Annotated in this window: 15 protein-coding genes; 14 read left to right on the forward strand and 1 reads right to left on the reverse strand. The window is 70.9% G+C overall.

What is annotated here, in order from left to right; all coding sequences use genetic code 11:
• Window positions 1-295 precede the first annotated feature (295 nt).
• The 10 genes from rplU to ACZ6SQ_RS11145 all read left to right on the forward strand — a co-directional run bounded on the left by rplU (window position 296) and on the right by ACZ6SQ_RS11145 (window position 12,439).
• Window positions 296-616, forward strand: a complete 321-nt coding sequence (gene rplU / locus ACZ6SQ_RS11100; protein WP_386378488.1) for a 50S ribosomal protein L21 — start codon at window positions 296-298, stop codon at window positions 614-616.
• A gap of 14 nt (window positions 617-630) precedes the next feature.
• A complete protein-coding gene (gene rpmA, locus ACZ6SQ_RS11105; RefSeq protein WP_469559323.1) occupies window positions 631-885 on the forward strand; it encodes a 50S ribosomal protein L27 in 255 nt (84 codons plus the stop codon).
• 105 nt (window positions 886-990) lie between these two features.
• Window positions 991-2,436 carry a GTPase ObgE gene (obgE, locus tag ACZ6SQ_RS11110; RefSeq protein ID WP_469559326.1) on the forward strand — a complete coding sequence of 482 codons (1,446 nt, stop codon included), beginning with the start codon at window positions 991-993 and terminating at the stop codon, window positions 2,434-2,436.
• Window positions 2,437-2,957: 521 nt separating this feature from the next.
• Window positions 2,958-4,457, forward strand: a complete 1,500-nt coding sequence (locus ACZ6SQ_RS11115) for a D-ribitol-5-phosphate cytidylyltransferase (protein ID WP_469559329.1) — start codon at window positions 2,958-2,960, stop codon at window positions 4,455-4,457.
• Window positions 4,458-4,645: 188 nt separating this feature from the next.
• Window positions 4,646-6,877: a hypothetical protein gene (locus tag ACZ6SQ_RS11120; RefSeq protein WP_469559332.1), complete on the forward strand. Its 2,232-nt coding sequence runs from the start codon at window positions 4,646-4,648 to the stop codon at window positions 6,875-6,877.
• Between the two features lie 227 nt (window positions 6,878-7,104).
• The gene (gene proB / locus ACZ6SQ_RS11125; protein WP_469559335.1) at window positions 7,105-8,232 is read left to right on the forward strand and encodes a glutamate 5-kinase; all 1,128 of its coding nucleotides are present in this window, start codon (window positions 7,105-7,107) and stop codon (window positions 8,230-8,232) included.
• Window positions 8,233-8,425: 193 nt separating this feature from the next.
• Window positions 8,426-8,875 (forward strand): hypothetical protein, encoded by a 450-nt coding sequence (locus ACZ6SQ_RS11130; protein ID WP_386378483.1) that lies wholly within the window; start codon window positions 8,426-8,428, stop codon window positions 8,873-8,875.
• A gap of 271 nt (window positions 8,876-9,146) precedes the next feature.
• Window positions 9,147-10,433: a glutamate-5-semialdehyde dehydrogenase gene (locus ACZ6SQ_RS11135; protein ID WP_469559339.1), complete on the forward strand. Its 1,287-nt coding sequence runs from the start codon at window positions 9,147-9,149 to the stop codon at window positions 10,431-10,433.
• Between the two features lie 181 nt (window positions 10,434-10,614).
• Window positions 10,615-11,193, forward strand: coding sequence for an SCO2584 family spore wall biosynthesis protein (locus ACZ6SQ_RS11140; RefSeq protein WP_469559343.1), 579 nt, complete (start codon window positions 10,615-10,617; stop codon window positions 11,191-11,193).
• A 169-nt stretch (window positions 11,194-11,362) separates the two neighbouring features.
• Complete coding sequence (locus ACZ6SQ_RS11145) at window positions 11,363-12,439, forward strand: SCO2583 family membrane protein (RefSeq protein WP_469559349.1); 1,077 nt, start codon at window positions 11,363-11,365, stop codon at window positions 12,437-12,439.
• 114 nt (window positions 12,440-12,553) lie between these two features.
• Here the strand turns inward: ACZ6SQ_RS11145 and ACZ6SQ_RS11150 are convergent, their stop codons facing one another.
• Window positions 12,554-13,708 (reverse strand): M48 family metallopeptidase, encoded by a 1,155-nt coding sequence (locus tag ACZ6SQ_RS11150; RefSeq protein WP_469559352.1) that lies wholly within the window; start codon window positions 13,706-13,708, stop codon window positions 12,554-12,556.
• Between the two features lie 123 nt (window positions 13,709-13,831).
• Between ACZ6SQ_RS11150 and ACZ6SQ_RS11155 the strand changes: the two genes are divergently transcribed.
• From ACZ6SQ_RS11155 to ACZ6SQ_RS11170, 4 genes are all read left to right on the forward strand, one after another.
• Window positions 13,832-13,993, forward strand: a complete 162-nt coding sequence (locus ACZ6SQ_RS11155) for a hypothetical protein (RefSeq protein WP_386378476.1) — start codon at window positions 13,832-13,834, stop codon at window positions 13,991-13,993.
• Between the two features lie 174 nt (window positions 13,994-14,167).
• A complete protein-coding gene (locus ACZ6SQ_RS11160) occupies window positions 14,168-14,332 on the forward strand; it encodes a hypothetical protein (RefSeq protein ID WP_386378475.1) in 165 nt (54 codons plus the stop codon).
• Window positions 14,333-14,412: 80 nt separating this feature from the next.
• Window positions 14,413-15,117, forward strand: coding sequence for a nicotinate-nucleotide adenylyltransferase (gene nadD / locus ACZ6SQ_RS11165; RefSeq protein WP_469559356.1), 705 nt, complete (start codon window positions 14,413-14,415; stop codon window positions 15,115-15,117).
• A 16-nt stretch (window positions 15,118-15,133) separates the two neighbouring features.
• A complete protein-coding gene (locus tag ACZ6SQ_RS11170; protein ID WP_469559359.1) occupies window positions 15,134-16,858 on the forward strand; it encodes an LCP family protein in 1,725 nt (574 codons plus the stop codon).
• Window positions 16,859-16,928: the final 70 nt, after the last annotated feature.

The following is a 16,928-nucleotide window of genomic DNA, read 5'->3' on the forward strand; positions in this document are numbered from 1 at the left end:
CTTCCACGCCCCACAGGAAGGGGCTCGCCCTTTCCCGTCCCCCGGCCGCCGCCCCCCCCCCCCCCCCCCGGGACCACGGTTGCGAGGCGTGACCGAGCGCACGTCCACCGGGCCTGGCCCGGTTTGACCCTCTCGGCCACCGCCCCGTAACCTTGACCGTCGGCGTGTCCACTGAGCACGCCACATCCCCGTAAACCTCTTCCTCCCGAGCACACGGTGGTCGGGAGAGGTCGTCCGCGTCGTATGCCGGACGGCTGGCCTGCGGGGTGCCGTTCCGAGCGAAAGAGAGATCCGCGTGTACGCCATCGTGCGCAGCGGCGGTCGCCAGCACAAGGTTGCTGTCGGCGACGTCGTCGAGGTTGACAAGATTTCCACCGCCAATGTTGGCGACACGGTCGAGCTCTCGACCCTGCTCGTTGTCGACGGCGACTCCGTGACCAGCGACCCGTGGGTCCTGGCCGGGATCAAGGTCCAGGCCGAGGTCGTGGACCACCACAAGGGCCAGAAGATCGACATTCTGCGCTACAAGAACAAGACGGGCTACCGCCGTCGCCAGGGTCACCGTCAGCAGTACACGGCGATCAAGGTCACGTCCATCCCGACGGCCGCGAAGTAAAGAGGGACTGAGCAATGGCACACAAGAAGGGCGCATCGTCCACCCGGAACGGTCGCGACTCCAATGCCCAGCGGCTCGGCGTGAAGCGCTTCGGCGGTCAGGTCGTGAGCGCCGGTGAGATCCTGATCCGTCAGCGCGGCACCCACTTCCACCCGGGCTCGGGCGTCGGCCGTGGCGGCGACGACACGCTGTTCGCGCTCCAGGCCGGTGCGGTGGAGTTCGGTACCCACCGTGGCCGCAAGGTCGTGAACATCGTCCCGGTCGGCTGACCGGAACACTTTCGCGAGGCGGACCTCACTTCCCGGTCGGGAAGGCGGGTCCGCCTTTCGCGTGTTAAGCAGTAGACATCCCGTACGTACCAGGAGGCACCCACCATGACCACCTTCGTGGACCGCGTCGAGCTGCACGTCGCCGCGGGTAGCGGAGGTCACGGCTGTGCCTCCGTACACCGCGAGAAGTTCAAGCCGCTCGGCGGCCCGGACGGCGGCAACGGCGGCCGGGGCGGCGACATCGTCCTGACCGTCGACCAGTCGGTGACGACGCTGCTCGAGTACCACCACTCCCCGCACCGCAAGGCGACCAACGGCAAGCCCGGCGAGGGCGGCAACCGCTCCGGCAAGGACGGCCAGGACCTGGTCCTCGTCGTGCCGGACGGCACCGTCGTCCTGGACAAGGCGGGCAATGTGCTCGCCGACCTGGTGGGCCACGGCACCTCGTACGTCGCCGCCCAGGGCGGCCGCGGCGGCCTCGGCAACGCGGCGCTGGCCTCCGCCCGCCGCAAGGCGCCCGGCTTCGCGCTGCTCGGTGAGCCGGGCGACCTCCAGGACATCGTGCTGGAGCTCAAGACCGTCGCGGACGTGGCCCTGGTGGGCTACCCGAGCGCCGGCAAGTCCTCGCTGATCTCGGTGCTCTCGGCCGCCAAGCCGAAGATCGCGGACTACCCGTTCACCACGCTGGTCCCCAACCTCGGTGTGGTGACGGCCGGTTCGACCGTCTACACCATCGCCGACGTGCCCGGACTGATCCCGGGCGCCAGCCAGGGCAAGGGCCTGGGCCTGGAGTTCCTGCGCCATGTGGAGCGCTGCTCGGTGCTGGTGCATGTGCTGGACACCGCGACGCTGGAGTCGGACCGCGACCCGGTGTCCGACCTCGACATCATCGAGGCGGAGCTGAAGCAGTACGGCGGCCTGGACAACCGGCCGCGGATGGTCGTGCTGAACAAGATCGACGTGCCCGACGGCAAGGACCTCGCCGAGATGGTGCGGCCGGACCTGGAGGCGCGCGGCTACCGCGTCTTCGAGGTGTCGGCGGTGGCGCACCTCGGTCTGCGGGAGCTGTCGTTCGCGCTGGCCGACCTGGTCGCCAAGGCGCGTGCCGCGAAGCCGAAGGAGGAGGCGACCCGGATCGTCATCCGGCCCAAGGCCGTGGACGACGCGGGCTTCTCCGTCGTACGCGAGGACGTGGGCGGCGAGCCGCTGTTCCGGGTGCGCGGCGAGAAGCCCGAGCGCTGGGTCCGCCAGACCGACTTCAACAACGACGAGGCCGTCGGCTACCTCGCCGACCGGCTCAACCGCCTCGGTGTCGAGGACCAGCTGATGAAGGCGGGTGCCCGTTCGGGCGACGGCGTCGCCATCGGCCCCGAGGACAACGCGGTCGTCTTCGACTGGGAGCCGACGGTCACGGCGGGCGCGGAGATGCTCGGCCGGCGTGGCGAGGACCACCGTTTCGAGGCCCAGCGTCCGGCGGTCACGCGCCGTCGCGACAAGCAGGCCGAGCGGGACGAGGCTCAGCAGGAGTTCGACGACTTCGACCCGTTCTAAGCCTCACTCGTACTTCCGTTCGGGCGGTCCGCGTTTCTGCGTGGGCCGCCCGTTCTGTTGTGGGCGTGTTCTGCCGTGCGCCCGAATGGATCGGAATTCCGAGGTCCCGGCATTTGGAGAACATGTGCGGCCCGGCAACCCGGGGCGTGAAGATCTGTATACGTCGGTGACCGGGGTGGCGCGCTCCCACGGTGAACCGGACGCCCGAATGGCCCCCTCGTCGCATCCATGAAGCCCCCGGTGAGGACGCCGAGGTCCTGGTGCCCCAGGGGGTGTATGGTTTCGCCGATATCCGACGGAGTATCACGTCACGTAATCGAACATTTGCTGTGGAGTAACTCACAGCTAATTCATGTGTCCCGCTTGATCTGACTCGCTTGGAATGATCCCGACAATCACCGGGCGTACAAGGTGAATGACAGGTTGCCGACGCTTATGCTGTGAAGGACGTCCGCCTTGCATCGCGGTGACGGAAAGTGGGACAGTTTCCGCGTTCCGAGTCGTCCCGAGGTAGGTCATCTGTGTCTCAGCACCTAGCCAAGCCCCGAACCACCGCAGTGATCCTGGCCGGTGGCACTGGTCAGCGCGTGGGCCTGTCGATCCCCAAGCAGTTGCTGAAGATCGCCGGCAAGGCAGTCATCGAGCACACCCTGACCTCCTTCGAGAAGGCCGATTCCATCGACGACGTCATCGTGCTGATGGCGCCCGGCTATGTGCCCGACGTCGAGAAGATCGTCACCCGGGCCGGGTTCAGGAAGGTCCGCCGGATCATCGAGGGCGGCGCCACCCGCAACGAGACGACCGAGCGCGCCATCGAGGCGCTGAGCGAGGGGCTCGCCGAGGGCGAGGACGCGAACGTCCTGTTCCACGACGCCGTACGCCCGCTGCTCTCGCGGCGCGTCATCGACGACTGCGTGACCGCGCTCGAGCGCTACCAGGCCGTCGACGTCGCCATCCCGTCCGCGGACACCATCATCGTGACCCGCACGCACGGCGAGGACGGCGAGTTCATCACCGAGATCCCGGACCGATCCCGGCTGCGCCGGGGCCAGACGCCGCAGGCCTTCAAGCTGTCCACGATCCGGCACGCCTACGAGATCGCCGCGGGCGACCCGAACTTCCAGGCCACCGACGACTGCTCCGTCGTGCTGAAGTACCTGCCGGACGTCCCGATCCACGTCGTCGCGGGCGACGAGTACAACATGAAGGTCACCCAGCCGGTCGACGTCTTCATCGCCGACAAGCTCTTCCAGCTCGGCTCCACCGCCGCGCCCGACCGGATCGGCGAGGACGACTACCGCGCGCTGCTGACCGGCAAGACCGTCGTGGTCTTCGGCGGTTCCTACGGCATCGGGCACGACATCGCCCAGCTGGCCGAGTCCTACGGCGCCAAGGTGTACGCCCTCGGCCGCTCCACCACCGGCACGCACGTGGAGAACCCCGAGGAGGTCGACGACGCGCTGTCCCGGGCCTACGCCCAGACCGGGCGCATCGACCACGTGGTCAACACCGCGGGAGTCCTGCGCATCGGCAAACTCGCCGAGACGGACAACGCCACCATCCAGGAAGCACTCAAGGTCAACTACCTGGCACCGGTCCAGATCGCCCGATCAGCGTACAAATACCTCGCGGAAACCAACGGGCAGCTGCTGCTCTACACCTCCAGCAGTTACACCCGCGGCCGGGCCGAGTACAGCCTGTACTCCTCCACCAAGGCGGCCATGGTGAATCTCACCCAGGCGCTCGCCGACGAGTGGGCCGCCGACGGCGTACGGGTGAACTGCATCAACCCCGAGCGCACCGCAACGCCCATGCGTACCAAGGCTTTCGGGCAGGAGCCGGCGGAGAGCCTGCTGTCCTCCGAGGCCGTCGCCCGCACCTCGCTCGACGTGCTGCTCTCCGAGCTCACCGGGCATGTCATCGACGTCCGCCAGCAGGATCCGACGGCGGCCGCGGGACAGGCCTCCGGATTCGAGCAGGCGCTGGCCAGCGTCCTCGACCGTCAGGACGGCGTGGCATAATCGGGATCAATTAGCCTTCTGTCATTCAGGCCTCTGTGGATGTCCGTTCGGGGAGTATTCGCAGGGGCCTGAATCCGTAGATATCGGAAAAATGGCAACTCATGTTTTTCCGACTTTTACTTGGGCAGGCGGCACGGTCGATGGTTGCACGCTTTTCCACCACCGGTATCCGACAGAGCAGGTTCTCCGTGATATCCACCGCTATTCGCGTCGCCCGGGTCGGCAGCGCGGCCGAGCTGGCCGCGGCGGTCCTCCTGACGCTGGGCTTCCCGGCACTGATGGCGGCCGCGCTCGTCCCGAGCGTGCCCGCCTTCGTGGTCGCGGCCGTCGTGACGTACCTGGCGGACCACTATCTGCATCACAAGGGCAGCTACCTGATCAACCGCCTCAGCAAGGTGCGCGCGGGCGTCTCCATCCGCTTCCTGATCAGGGAGCTGCTCCTCGTCCTGCTGCTGGCCCGGCTCGGCCTGTCGGAGAGCATGGTCTTCTACAGCGCGGTCGCCTGCTTCACCGCGTTCTACGGCCTCCAGGCCCCGCACGGCGCGCTGATCACCCTGATCCGCAACCGTCGCCGGCTGCCCGTCGCCACCCGCAACGTCGACCTGGCCTCCCGCATCCGCATCCCCGACGCCCCGCCGCACGTCCTGCTGCACCGCTCCACGGAGAAGATGCTCCACCTCGACCTCTTCGCGGTCGTCGGGATACTGCTCACGGCCGGCACCGACAACGACGCCTTCGGCTGGACGGGCATCACCGTCACCCTCGCCCTGGGCCTCGCCTACGTCCTCGCCCTCGCGCCCTATGTGCGCGGCGACCGCATCCCGCCGAACGCCGAGAAGGTGCTCGCCGCCGTCGACGACTGGCTGCGTGCCTACCGGCCCGGGACCGTGCTCTACTTCTCCGGCTCCAAGGACTCCGCCTACCAGGTCAACATGTGGCTGGAGACCATGGAACAGTCGGACTCCGCCCCGCTGATCGTCCTGCGCGAGCGCACGATACTGGAGCGCCTCGCACCCACCACCGTGCCCGTGATCTGCGTGCCCGGCGGCGTCCACCTGATGAACATGGACCTGTCGACCGTACGGGTCGCGCTCTACGCGGCGAACGTCGGCAAGAACATCCACCTGCTGCGCGTACCGACCATGAAGCACGTCTTCATCGGCCACGGCGACAGCGACAAGCTCGCCAGCGTCAACCCCTTCAGCAAGGTCTACGACGAGGTGTGGACCGCCGGACGCGCCGGCCGTGACCGGTACGCCATCGCCGACGTCGGTGTCCGCGACGAGGACATCGTCGAGGTCGGCCGCCCGCAGCTGGCGCCGATCCGGACCTGGCAGGGCGTACCGGAGGACCGGATGCCCACCGTGCTCTACGCCCCGACCTGGGAGGGCTGGGACGACAACCCCGGCAACACCTCGCTCGTGCTGGCCGGCGAGAACATCGTGCGCGCGCTGGTCCGCGCCGACCCACCCGTCCGGGTCCTCTACAAGCCGCACCCCTTCACCGGCACCGTCAGCCCCGCCGCGAAGGCCGCCCACCAGCGCATCACCGCGTTGGTCGAGCAGGCCGCGGCCGAGCGCGCCGCCGCCGCGGCCCCGGCCCCCGCCGAACGCGCCCCCGATGCCGGCTCCGTCGGCCCCGCCGACCCGGACGGGCGTCTGCGGGCCCAGGAGGAACTGGCCCGCATCGAGGCCCGGCTGACCGAGCTGACCGGCTCCTCCGACTCCCACGACGAGGCCGAGGCCACCCGCGACGGAGTCGTCGACGTCGAGCGGCACCAGGAGATCGCCCGGCTGCGCGCCGAGTGGAACGACACGTACTGGCGCTCCTTCCCCGACTGGGAGCACCGGGTCGTCACCGGCGCCGAGCCGCATCTCTACGACTGCTTCAACACCTCCGACGCGATGGTCTCCGACATCTCCTCCGTCGTCTCCGACTTCATCGCCAGCGGCAAGCCGTACGCCGTCACGGACTCGGCCGGCATCGGCGCGGCGGAGTTCAAGCGGCAGAACACGGCGGTGCGCGCCGCGGTGATCCTTTCGAACGGCGCCGACGAGCTGGGCGAACTGCTCGACGCCGTCCGCGACCCGTCCGAGGACCCGCTCGCGGGGGAGCGCACGGAGCTCAAGCTGTATCTGATCGGGCCGGACGAGCCGAGGTCCATCGACCGGTTCAACGGCGCCGTCGCGGACCTCGCGCTGAAGGCCGAGACCCGCAACCTCGGGCAGTCGGCGCGGGCCGCGGCGGAGGCCGGCGCGGGGACGGATGCCGACCTGGCCGCGGACGTGGCGGTCGACGCCGTCGTCGACGCGGCCGCGGGCGCCGCCGCCGATGCCGCCGAGGACGCCGCCGGGGCGGGCACCGAGATGGCGGATGTGCTCCCCGGGCAGCACGAGACGAACCGGCCCGGGGCGGGGTGACCTGGGCGGTGGCACCGGGATGTGCGGCGGTGTCGTGACGGCCCGGGCCGCGGGGTGACCCGGGCGGTGGCGCGTGAGCCGTTCAGTGCTGCTTTCCCCGCGGTGACCGGGCCGGGGCGGTGATCCCGGGGGCTGGAATGCCCGCGCGTGTGTCGATCGTCTTCGCGTACATTGCGGGCGGACAGCCGTAAAGCGATGTGCAGCCATGCGAGGGGACGGAAGAGCGAGTGTCAGGGGCAAGGCAGGCCGTGCGCGAGGCCCACAGGATCGTCGTCAAGGTGGGTTCCTCGTCGCTGACGACGGCCTCCGGCGGACTCGACGCCGACCGGGTCGACGCGCTCGTGGACGTCCTGGCCAAGATCCGCAGCGGCGGGGAGAAGGAGATCGTCCTCGTCTCCTCCGGCGCCATCGCCGCCGGGCTCGCCCCGCTCGGGCTGCGCCGCCGCCCCAAGGACCTGGCCCGCCAGCAGGCCGCGGCGAGCGTCGGCCAGGGCCTGCTGGTCGCCCGCTACACCGCCTCCTGCGCCCGCTACGGCGTCCGTGTCGGCCAGGTGCTGCTCACCTCCGACGACATGAGCCGCCGCGCCCACCACCGCAACGCCTCCCGCACCCTCGACAAGCTCCTCGCGATGGGCGCCCTGCCGATCGTCAACGAGAACGACACCGTCGCCACGGACGAGATCCGCTTCGGCGACAACGACCGGCTCGCGGCACTCGTGGCCCACCTGGTGCGGGCCGACCTGCTGGTGCTGCTGTCCGACGTGGACGGCGTCTACGACGGGGACCCCAGCAAGCCCGGCACCTCCCGGATCGCCGAGGTGCGCGGTCCCGCCGACCTGGCGCATGTCGAGATCGGCAGCGCCGGCAAGGCCGGGGTCGGCACCGGCGGCATGGTCACCAAGATCGAGGCGGCCTCCATCGCCGCCGCGGCCGGCATCCCCGTCGTCCTGACCAGCGCCGTGCACGCCGCCGACGCCCTCACCGGCAAGGACACCGGCACCTACTTCCACCCCACCGGCAAGCGCTCCGCCGACCGGCTGCTCTGGCTCCAGCACGCCTCCGCCCCGCAGGGCGCGCTCGTCCTCGACGACGGGGCGGTGCGCGCGGTGGTCGAGCGCCGCAAGTCGCTGCTGCCCGCCGGTATCGCCGCCGTCGAGGGCGACTTCAGCGCGGGCGACCCCGTCGAGCTGCGCGACGGGCAGGGCCGCCCGGTCGCCCGCGGCCTGGTCAACTTCGACGCCAAGGAGATCCCCCGGCTGATCGGGCGTTCCACGCACGACCTCGCGGCCGAGCTGGGACCGGCGTACGAACGCGAGGTCGTACACAGGGACGACCTGGTCCTCCTCCTCCCGTAAAAGGCCCGAAACGTCCGCCCCCGGTGGGGGACGTTCCGTAAAACCGCCCCACAGAGGCTTGCGGCCTGCTCAACTTTGATTCAAGGACGTGTTCCGGGCGCACCTGTCCGTCCGGGCACGGCATGGGTCCGCTGGGGCTGCCGCTCGGTCGTTGCCGGGCGTCGTCCGGGCACTGCGGGAGAAGGAGGCCGTCGTGAGACGAGTGCGCCCTGGGGCGGCGGCGACCCGGGCGGCCGGCGAGGAGCGCGCCCTGACGAGTGTGGCGGCCGGCGAGCGGTACGAGACGGAGGAGCCGGCCGACCTGCCCCGGCTGTGGCACGTCACCCTCAGCGTCTCCGGCGAGGCGGCCCCTCTGAAGGAGGTGCGCCGGGCGCTGGAGCAGCTCGCGCACGACCACCCCTTCCTGCTGACCAGCCGGTACGCCGACGACCACGCCGAGATCCGGTACTGGGAGGAGGCCCGCGACCTGCACGACGCCGCGGCCGTCGCCCTGCGGCTGTGGGGCGAGCACCGGCAGACGGCGGGGCTCCCGCCCTGGGAGATCGTCGGCCTGGAGGTCATCGACCGCGCGACCTACCACCAGCGCGTCGCGGAGGGCTACGGCCCGCCTCCGGCGTCACCGGTGGGGGTGCATCCGTACTGAGGCCGGCGGCCCGGGCCGGGGACCTGGGCCGGGCCAGGGATCAGGCCTGACGGCCTGGGCCGGGCCGGGGGACTGGTCTGACGGTCCGGGCTGCGGCTGGGCCCGGGGGCCGGGCCGGGGCCGTCTCCCGGTGGTGGCGTCGGTGGGGAAAGGTGACGACGTCCCTGCCGCGATCCCCGCGTCGAGGGGCCGGTGTCCGCGCACTGGTACGTGTGTCTCGGGCTGTGGAACAAGCCGTGGGACGCCCCGCCCGTCGCACTACCCTTTCCGCATGACGACGCTCTCCCCGTACGACTCCATGTCCCCGGTCACCCAGGCCGCCTACCGGGCCAAGGCCGCCGCCGCCGACCTCGCCCCGCTGCCGCGGGCCACCAAGGACGACGCGCTGCTCGCCATCGCGGACGCGCTGGAGGTCCGTACGAGTGAGATCGTCGAGGCCAACGCCAAGGACGTGGCCAAAGCCCGCGAGGCCGGGACCAGCGAGTCCGTCGTGGACCGGCTCACCCTCACCCCCGAGCGGGTGCGCGCCATCGCCTCCGACGTGCGGGACGTCGTCGCCCTGCCCGACCCGGTCGGCGAGGTCGTCCGCGGCTCGACCCTGCCGAACGGCATCGACCTGCGCCAGGTCCGCGTCCCGCTCGGCGTCGTCGGCATCATCTACGAGGCCCGCCCCAACGTCACCGTCGACGCCGCCGCCCTCTGCCTGAAGTCCGGCAACGCGGTCCTGCTGCGCGGCTCCGCCTCCGCCTACGAGTCGAACCTCGCCCTCGTCCGGGTGATCCGCGACGCCGTCGGCGGTGCCGGGCTGCCCGCCGACGCCGTCCAGCTCGTGCCCGGCGAGAGCCGCGACAGCGTCCGTGAGCTGATGCGCGCCCGTGGCCTGGTCGACGTGCTCATCCCGCGCGGCGGCGCCTCCCTGATCCGGACGGTGGTGAGCGAGTCCACCGTTCCCGTGATCGAGACCGGCACCGGCAACTGCCACGTCTACGTCGACGCCCAGGCCGACATCGACACGGCCGTCGAGATCCTTGTCAACTCCAAGGCCCAGCGGGTCAGCGTCTGCAACGCCGCCGAGACCCTCCTCGTCCACCAGGACATCGCCCCCGAGTTCCTGCCCCGCGCCCTCGAAGCCCTCGCCGAGGCGGGCGTGACCGTGCACGCCGACGAGCGCGTACTGGCCTATGCCAAGGACTCCCGCGCGAACGTCGTGGAGGCCACGCCGGAGGACTGGGAGACCGAGTACCTGTCCTACGACATCGCCGCCGCGGTCGTGGACTCCCTCGACCGGGCCGTCGAGCACATCCGGCTGTGGACCTCCGGCCACACCGAGGCGATCGTCACCACCTCCCAGCAGGCCGCCCGCCGGTTCACCCAACTGGTCGACTCCACCACCGTCGCCGTCAACGCCTCCACCCGCTTCACCGACGGCGGCCAGTTCGGCTTCGGCGCGGAGATCGGCATCTCCACCCAGAAGCTGCACGCCCGCGGCCCGATGGGCCTGCCGGAGCTGACCAGCACGAAGTACATCGTCACCGGTGACGGGCACATTCGACGCTGACCGGGGCCCGCGGAGGCCACCAGGGCGGGTTCGGGGCGTGCGAGGCCGCTCAGGCGCTCCGGGGCGCCCCGTGCGGCGGCCCGGCGGCGCCCTCGGCCGGAACCGCTCGGTCCGTGTCTCGCCAGGCGGATAATTTCCATACCGTCTGCCCAAATTGACCCCCCAGGTCTACTCTGGACCCGTGCCGGAGGACGTGGGGGGCACGCCGTTCCCTGACGGCTGGGAGCCCGACGACGACCACGACCGCGGGGTGTCGGACGAAGAGTTCGCCTCCGTGGTCTTCGACGAGGCCTTCGTGCGAGCGGCCCAGGTGCATGAGCCGACCGCGGTCGAACGCCTCCTGGCCGCCGCGGAGGCCAGAGCCGAGGCCTCCGAGGCCGAGGCCGCCCGCCGGGCCCGCGGCGGCGGCGAACGTTACGACGACGGCTACGGCACCGCGGACCGCACCGGTTTCGGCCACGATCCCGAGCTCGACGATCTGGACGACCCGGACATCCTCGACAGCCGCTACGGCACCGCAGGACCCTTCGGCAGGCACGCCCGCTGGCACCGCCCCGTCGCCTGGGTGCTCGCCCTCGTGATGGGGGTCGGCATGGTGGTGCTGGCCTTCGCGGCGGTCTACCGGGGAGCCGCCTCGAGCCGTCAGGACCAGGTCCCGCCCCCCGCCTCCACCGGATTGGAGCAGGGCGGCGCGCCGTCCCCGTCCGCCTCCGCGGACTACTCCCGGCCGACCGTCTCGGTGGTGCCCCGCAGCCCCTGAGCCGAGCCCTGTCCACGGGGCCGTCCAGCCCCCGCGCAGGCCCGCGGACCAGGCGTTCGCACCGGCTGGGGGAGTCCTCGCGAAGCCCCGGCAAACCTGGTGAGAACCTGCCAGAACTTGTCGCGCGGCAGTGCGTTTACCGCGGCTCCGCGAGACCTACCCTGAAGGTATGGGAGGGCCAGGAGAGCCACCGGAGGGCACACCCGACGGCGCCCCCGGCGGTGCTGAGGACGAGTACCGGTCCGTCGTGTTCGACGAGTCGTTCATCCGTGCTGCCCGCCTCCAGGAGTTCTCCGCGCAGGAGCGCATGGGCGACCACGCGCCCGCCGTGCGCAGCCTCCCGCCCCTGCGCCGAGGAGGCCTGTCCCGGCAGGCGCTCATCCTGCTCGTGCTGATCGCCCTCGCCTTCGGCACCGCGATCTTCATGGGGCTGCGCAACCCCTACCCGGCGCCCCGGAACGCCTCGCAGCCCACCGGCGCACTCCGGATGACCCTCGTGCCGCTCGCCCCCCAGGGCAGGGTGCCCGGCTCCGAGGACCCCGCCGAACTGTTCGCCCACAGCCCCGCCGCCCCCTACCGGCTCGGCGCCGAGGGCATCCCGCTGCCCTCCGCCCGGCGTACCGCGAACTTCTCCGAGGGCCAGGTCATCGCCGCCCTGACCACCGCCAAGGACTATCTGGTCCGCTCCTCCCTCTATCCGGACGTGCTCACCGGGCAGCAGGTCCGGCCGGTGCGTCTGCTCGTCGCCCCCGATCAGCTGGACCAGTTCGACGCGAGCATCGCCCACCCGGCCGCCGACGGCCTCCACGCGGCCACCGGCTGGCTGGTCCGCTTCGACCCCGCCGACACCGAGCTCGCCGACCCGGCGATCCGGGTGCGGGGCACCCTGCACGCCGTCGAGGCGGACTCCTCCACGCTGGAGGTCACCGCCGACCACACCTTTGTGTACGCCCTGCGCCCGGCCGGCTCCGGGGCCGACGCGAAGGCCTCCCTCTTCACCGTGCGCCGCGAACTGCGCTTCAGGTTCGACCGTGACGACCTGCGTCTGCACCAGGCCCAGCTGGTCGTCTCCTCGCTCCAGGCGGGCCCGCTCTCCTGCGCCACCGACGCGGCCGGCCATCTGACCCCGCTCCTGGCCGGCCAGACGGCCAAGCCCGGGAGCCCCGCGGGCACGAACCCCTATGCCACGGGTGCGGTGCCCGCGCTGTGCGGGACTCTGGCGGACGAGGCACAGCCGAAGGTGTGAGGGCGGACGCCAATCCGGCGATGCGAGCCCGGACGGAGGCCAAGCCGACGCTGCGAGGGCGGGTGAGTGGGCCGGGGGAGGGCAGGCGGCCCGGCGGCCCCCTCACCCCTGTGCTCAGTCCTCGTCGCGCGGGGGCTGGTCCTTCGGCGGGGCGTCCGTTGTGCCGGTCGATCCAGCGGAGCCGGAGTCGGGGGCCGAGCCGGAGCCGTTCGTGCCGCCGGAGCCCGAGCCCGTGAAGCCGCCGAAGCCGCGGCGGACCCGGCTGCCGAGGTCGCCCGCGCCGCCGGCTATGTCGGTGACCAGCTTCATCAGCGGGTCCTTGGAGCTCTTCACATGCCCGGCGTAGCTCGACGCCGACTCGCGGAAGGAGTCGGTGACCGAGGTGTCCTTGTCCTCGGAGCGCCGCGGGTAGTGGCCGTCCATGATCCGCTGGTAGTCCCGGGACTCGGCCCACTTCTTCAGCTCGGCGGCCCGTACGGCCGCGAAGGGGTGGGTGCGCGGCAGCATGTTCAGGATCTTCAGCACCGAGTCGCGCAGATCGCCGCCCGCCTCGTACTCCTCGGCCTGCTCCAGGAACGCGTCCACGTTCATCTCGTGCAGGTGGTTGCCGCCCGCGAGCTTCATCAGGCCACGCATGGACGCCTGAAGGTCCTGGCCGACCAGCAGCCCGGCCCGGTCGGCGGAGAGCTCCGACTTGCGGAACCACTCCCGCAGGGCCGTCACGATCGCCATGATCGCCACATTGCCGAGCGGGATCCACGCCACCCGCAGGGCGAGGTTCGTCAGGAACAGCAGGATGGTCCGGTAGACGGAGTGCCCGGACAGCGCGTGCCCGACCTCGTGGCCGATGACCGCCCGCATCTCCTCCTCGTCGAGCAGCTCGACGAGTCCGGTGGTGACCACGATGATCGGCTCGTCCAGGCCGATGCACATCGCGTTGGGCTGCGGGTCCTGGTTGACGTACATCGGCGGGACCTTCTCCAGGTCCAGGATGTAACAGGCGTCCCGCAGCATGTCGTTCAGATGCGAGAACTGGCGGTCGGACACGCGCACGGAGTCCGACAGGAACAGCAGTCTCAGGCTCCGCTCGGGCAGCAGCCCGCTCAGCACCTTGAAGACGGTGTCGAAGCCGCTCAGCTTGCGCAGCGCCACCAGCGCGGAACGGTCCGCGGGGTGTTCGTAGGCCCGGGAGGAGATCCCCGGGAAGCGCCTGCGCTGCCTGCTCGGCACGTGCTCGTGCCCGTCGTGCTGATGGCTGTCGTCGGACATGTCTTCCCCCATGTGCGTATGAGTGCCTGCCCTGAGGCGCCGGGCCGTCCGTGCCCCCGAAGCCGGGCCCAGCCTAGGCCGGGTTACCGTGGTCGGGCAGTACAGCGAACGGAGTCCGGAGCCATGGAGCACAGTCCCGCAGCCGCCTGGATCGACCAGGCCACCGTCGCCGCCGAACAGCAGGGAGCGGGGAGTCTGCTCCGGGTGGTACTGATCGTGATGGTCGTGGGCTGTGTCCTGACCGCGTGGTTCCTGTTGCGCGGCTACAAACAGAAGGACGACTGACGGAGCCCCCGAGTTCCGGAACACGGGCCGGGGCGGGCCCTCGCGACCCTGACGTTCCCCCTAGGTGTTTCCCCGGGCTCTCCAACGGCGGAGTCGGCGTGAGCCGCGTGAAGCCGCCCGATTACGATGGGCCGACATCTTTATCCCGCCCACACCGGATTGGTCCTGCCGAAGATGAGCTTCCACAGCGCCGCTGCCCAGTTGGTCACTCTCGCCTCCGAGGGCGAGGAGCACGGCGGCAACCACGAGAGCCTCAATCCCCTGGTCACCGGAGGCGCCGCCTTCGTCATCCTGCTGCTGCTCCTCTGGATCACCACTCTCTTCAACCGCGACCGCTGAATCCGGCTCCACCCCGCACGGCGGGCCCCGCGGGAACCGTCCGCCGGAGCCCACAGTCCGGGCCGGTAGGGTCTGCACGCATGGGAGAGCAGGACATGCCTACCGGTCCGGCGCACGACAGGACCGATACCCCGGACACCGGCGGCCGTTTGGCGCGGCAGGACACCGGCGGCCCCGGACAGGGCCCGGCGAGCACCGGCAAGCGCCGGCTCGGCGTCATGGGCGGAACGTTCGACCCGATCCACCACGGGCACCTCGTGGCGGCCAGCGAGGTCGCCGCGCAGTTCCACCTCGACGAGGTGGTGTTCGTCCCCACCGGCCAGCCCTGGCAGAAGACCCACCGTGACGTCTCCCCGGCCGAGGACCGCTATCTGATGACGGTCATCGCGACCGCCGAGAACCCGCAGTTCTCGGTGAGCCGTATCGACATCGACCGCGGCGGCCCCACCTACACCGTGGACACCCTGCGCGACCTGCGGGTGCTCAACCCGGACACGGACCTGTTCTTCATCACCGGCGCCGACGCCCTCTCCCAGATCCTCACCTGGCGGGACACGGAGGAACTGTTCTCCCTGGCGCACTTCATCGGCGTCACCCGGCCGGGCCACCCGCTGGCCGACCCAGGCCTTCCCGAGGGCGGGGTGTCCTTCGTGGAGGTGCCCGCCCTCGCCATCTCCTCCACGGACTGCCGTGCGAGAGTCGCCAAGGGCGACCCTGTCTGGTACCTGGTGCCGGACGGAGTCGTGCGCTACATCGCCAAACGAGAGCTGTACCGCGGCGAGTGAGCCGAGAGGGGCACCGGTGAACGACCGATACGACGCTGGCCACGGGGGCGACCAGTACGAGATCGTCGGCTACGACGAGTACGGCCGACCTGTGTACCAGCAGGTCCAGCCGCCTCGGCCCACCGGCCAGGGCTACGACCCCTACGCACAGCAGGGATACGGTTACGACCCGTACGCGACGGGCACCCAGCAGCCCGTCCCCCCGTACGACGCCTACGACACCGGCAGACAGCCCCAAGTGCCCTCCTACGATCCGTACGACCCCTACGGCACGGGCACGGGAACCAACCCCGGCCAGGCCTACGACCCGTACGGACAGACCGCCGCCGGACGGCCGCCCCGTGCCGCCGAGCAGACCGCCTACATCCCGCAGCAGCCGGCCCCCGCCCAGGAACCGGAGGCCCCCGCGCGCCCCGGGCAGCGCGGCGGCCTCGGTGCGGGCGCGAGCGACCGCGGCGACCGGGACTACCGCACGGAACAGTTCGCCTTCGTCGAGGAGCCCGACGGCGACTCCGAGGACGTCATCGACTGGCTGAAGTTCACCGAGAACCGCACCGAGCGCCGTGAGGAGGCCAAGCGCCGCGCCCGCAGCCGCGTCATGGCCCTCGTGGTCGTGCTCGCCCTGGTCGCGGTCGGCGGCATCGGCTACCTCTGGTACGCGGGCAAGCTCCCGGGCGTGTCCACGACGGCCGCCGACAAGGAGGGCTCGGTCGCCGCCGGCGCCCAGAAACGCGACGTGATCGTCGTCCACCTGCACAACACCAAGAAGGGCGGCACCTCCACGGCGCTGCTCGTCGACAACACCACCACCGAGCAGGGCACCACCGTCCTGCTCCCCAACGCCCTCGCCCTGACCTCGGACGACGGCAGCACGACGACGTTGTCCAAGTCCGTGGACGACGACGGCTCGTCCGGCACCCGGGAGGCCCTGGACACCGTCCTCGGCACCCAGATCCAGGGCACCTGGCGCCTGGACACGCCCTACCTCCAGAACCTCGTCGACATCGTCGGCGACATCGACATCGACACCGACACCGCCGTGCCCGACCCGGCCGCCAAGTCCAAGGGCACGACCCCCCTGGTGCGCAAGGGCCAGGACCAGACCCTCAGCGGCAAGATGGCCGTCGCCTATGCCACCTACCGCGCCTCGGGCGAGGACGACAACGCCCAGCTCCAGCGGTTCGGGCAGGTCATCCAGGGCGTGCTGCGCAAGATCTCGTCCGACCCGCAGGCCGCGACGATCACTGTGCAGACACTGGCGCAGATCCTGGACCCCTCGCTGACCGACAAGGACCTCGGCACCTTCCTGGCCGAACTGTCCGACCTGGCCAAGGGCGGCGACTTCAAGACGGCCATGCTGCCCGTGCGGACCGACGGCACCCTGGACGCGAAGGCCAGCGCCAGCGTGGTCAAGGACGTCCTCGGCGGCACCGCGAAGAGCCCCGCGGAGGGCGCGGCCCTGCGCGTCTCGGTCCAGAACGCCACCGGGGAGAAGGGCCGCGGCGAGAAGGCCCGGATCGCCCTGCTGAACGGCGGCTTCACCTTCCTCGACGGCGGCTCGGCCACCGAGAACGAGAGCGAGTCGAAGGTGGTCTACACCGACGCCGCCGACAAGCAGAACGCCACCGAGGTCGCCAGGACCCTCGGCCTGCCGGACGGCTCCGTCACCAAGGGCGAGGTCTCCAACAACGCCGACGTCACCGTGATCCTCGGTCAGGACTACAGCCCGCCGTCCTCCTAGCCCGCCCCGGCGGGGCGGCCCCCGGTTTTATTCACGTGGGGTGCCGTCGGCGGTCCGTGAGACCCTTGAG

The sequence above is a fragment of the Streptomyces sp. NPDC048600 genome (assembly GCF_055587025.1).

Bases quoted from the DNA above. Each gene is read 5' to 3' on its own strand.
- rpmA (WP_469559323.1), top strand. From the start codon at position 631: ATGGCACACAAGAAGGGCGCATCGTCCACCCGGAACGGTCGCGACTCC.
- obgE (WP_469559326.1), top strand. From the start codon at position 991: ATGACCACCTTCGTGGACCGCGTCGAGCTGCACGTCGCCGCGGGTAGC.
- ACZ6SQ_RS11135 (WP_469559339.1), top strand. From the start codon at position 9,147: ATGACGACGCTCTCCCCGTACGACTCCATGTCCCCGGTCACCCAGGCC.
- ACZ6SQ_RS11145 (WP_469559349.1), top strand. From the start codon at position 11,363: ATGGGAGGGCCAGGAGAGCCACCGGAGGGCACACCCGACGGCGCCCCC.
- ACZ6SQ_RS11150 (WP_469559352.1), bottom strand. From the start codon at position 13,708: ATGTCCGACGACAGCCATCAGCACGACGGGCACGAGCACGTGCCGAGC.
- ACZ6SQ_RS11155 (WP_386378476.1), top strand. From the start codon at position 13,832: ATGGAGCACAGTCCCGCAGCCGCCTGGATCGACCAGGCCACCGTCGCC.
- ACZ6SQ_RS11160 (WP_386378475.1), top strand. From the start codon at position 14,168: ATGAGCTTCCACAGCGCCGCTGCCCAGTTGGTCACTCTCGCCTCCGAG.
- nadD (WP_469559356.1), top strand. From the start codon at position 14,413: ATGGGAGAGCAGGACATGCCTACCGGTCCGGCGCACGACAGGACCGAT.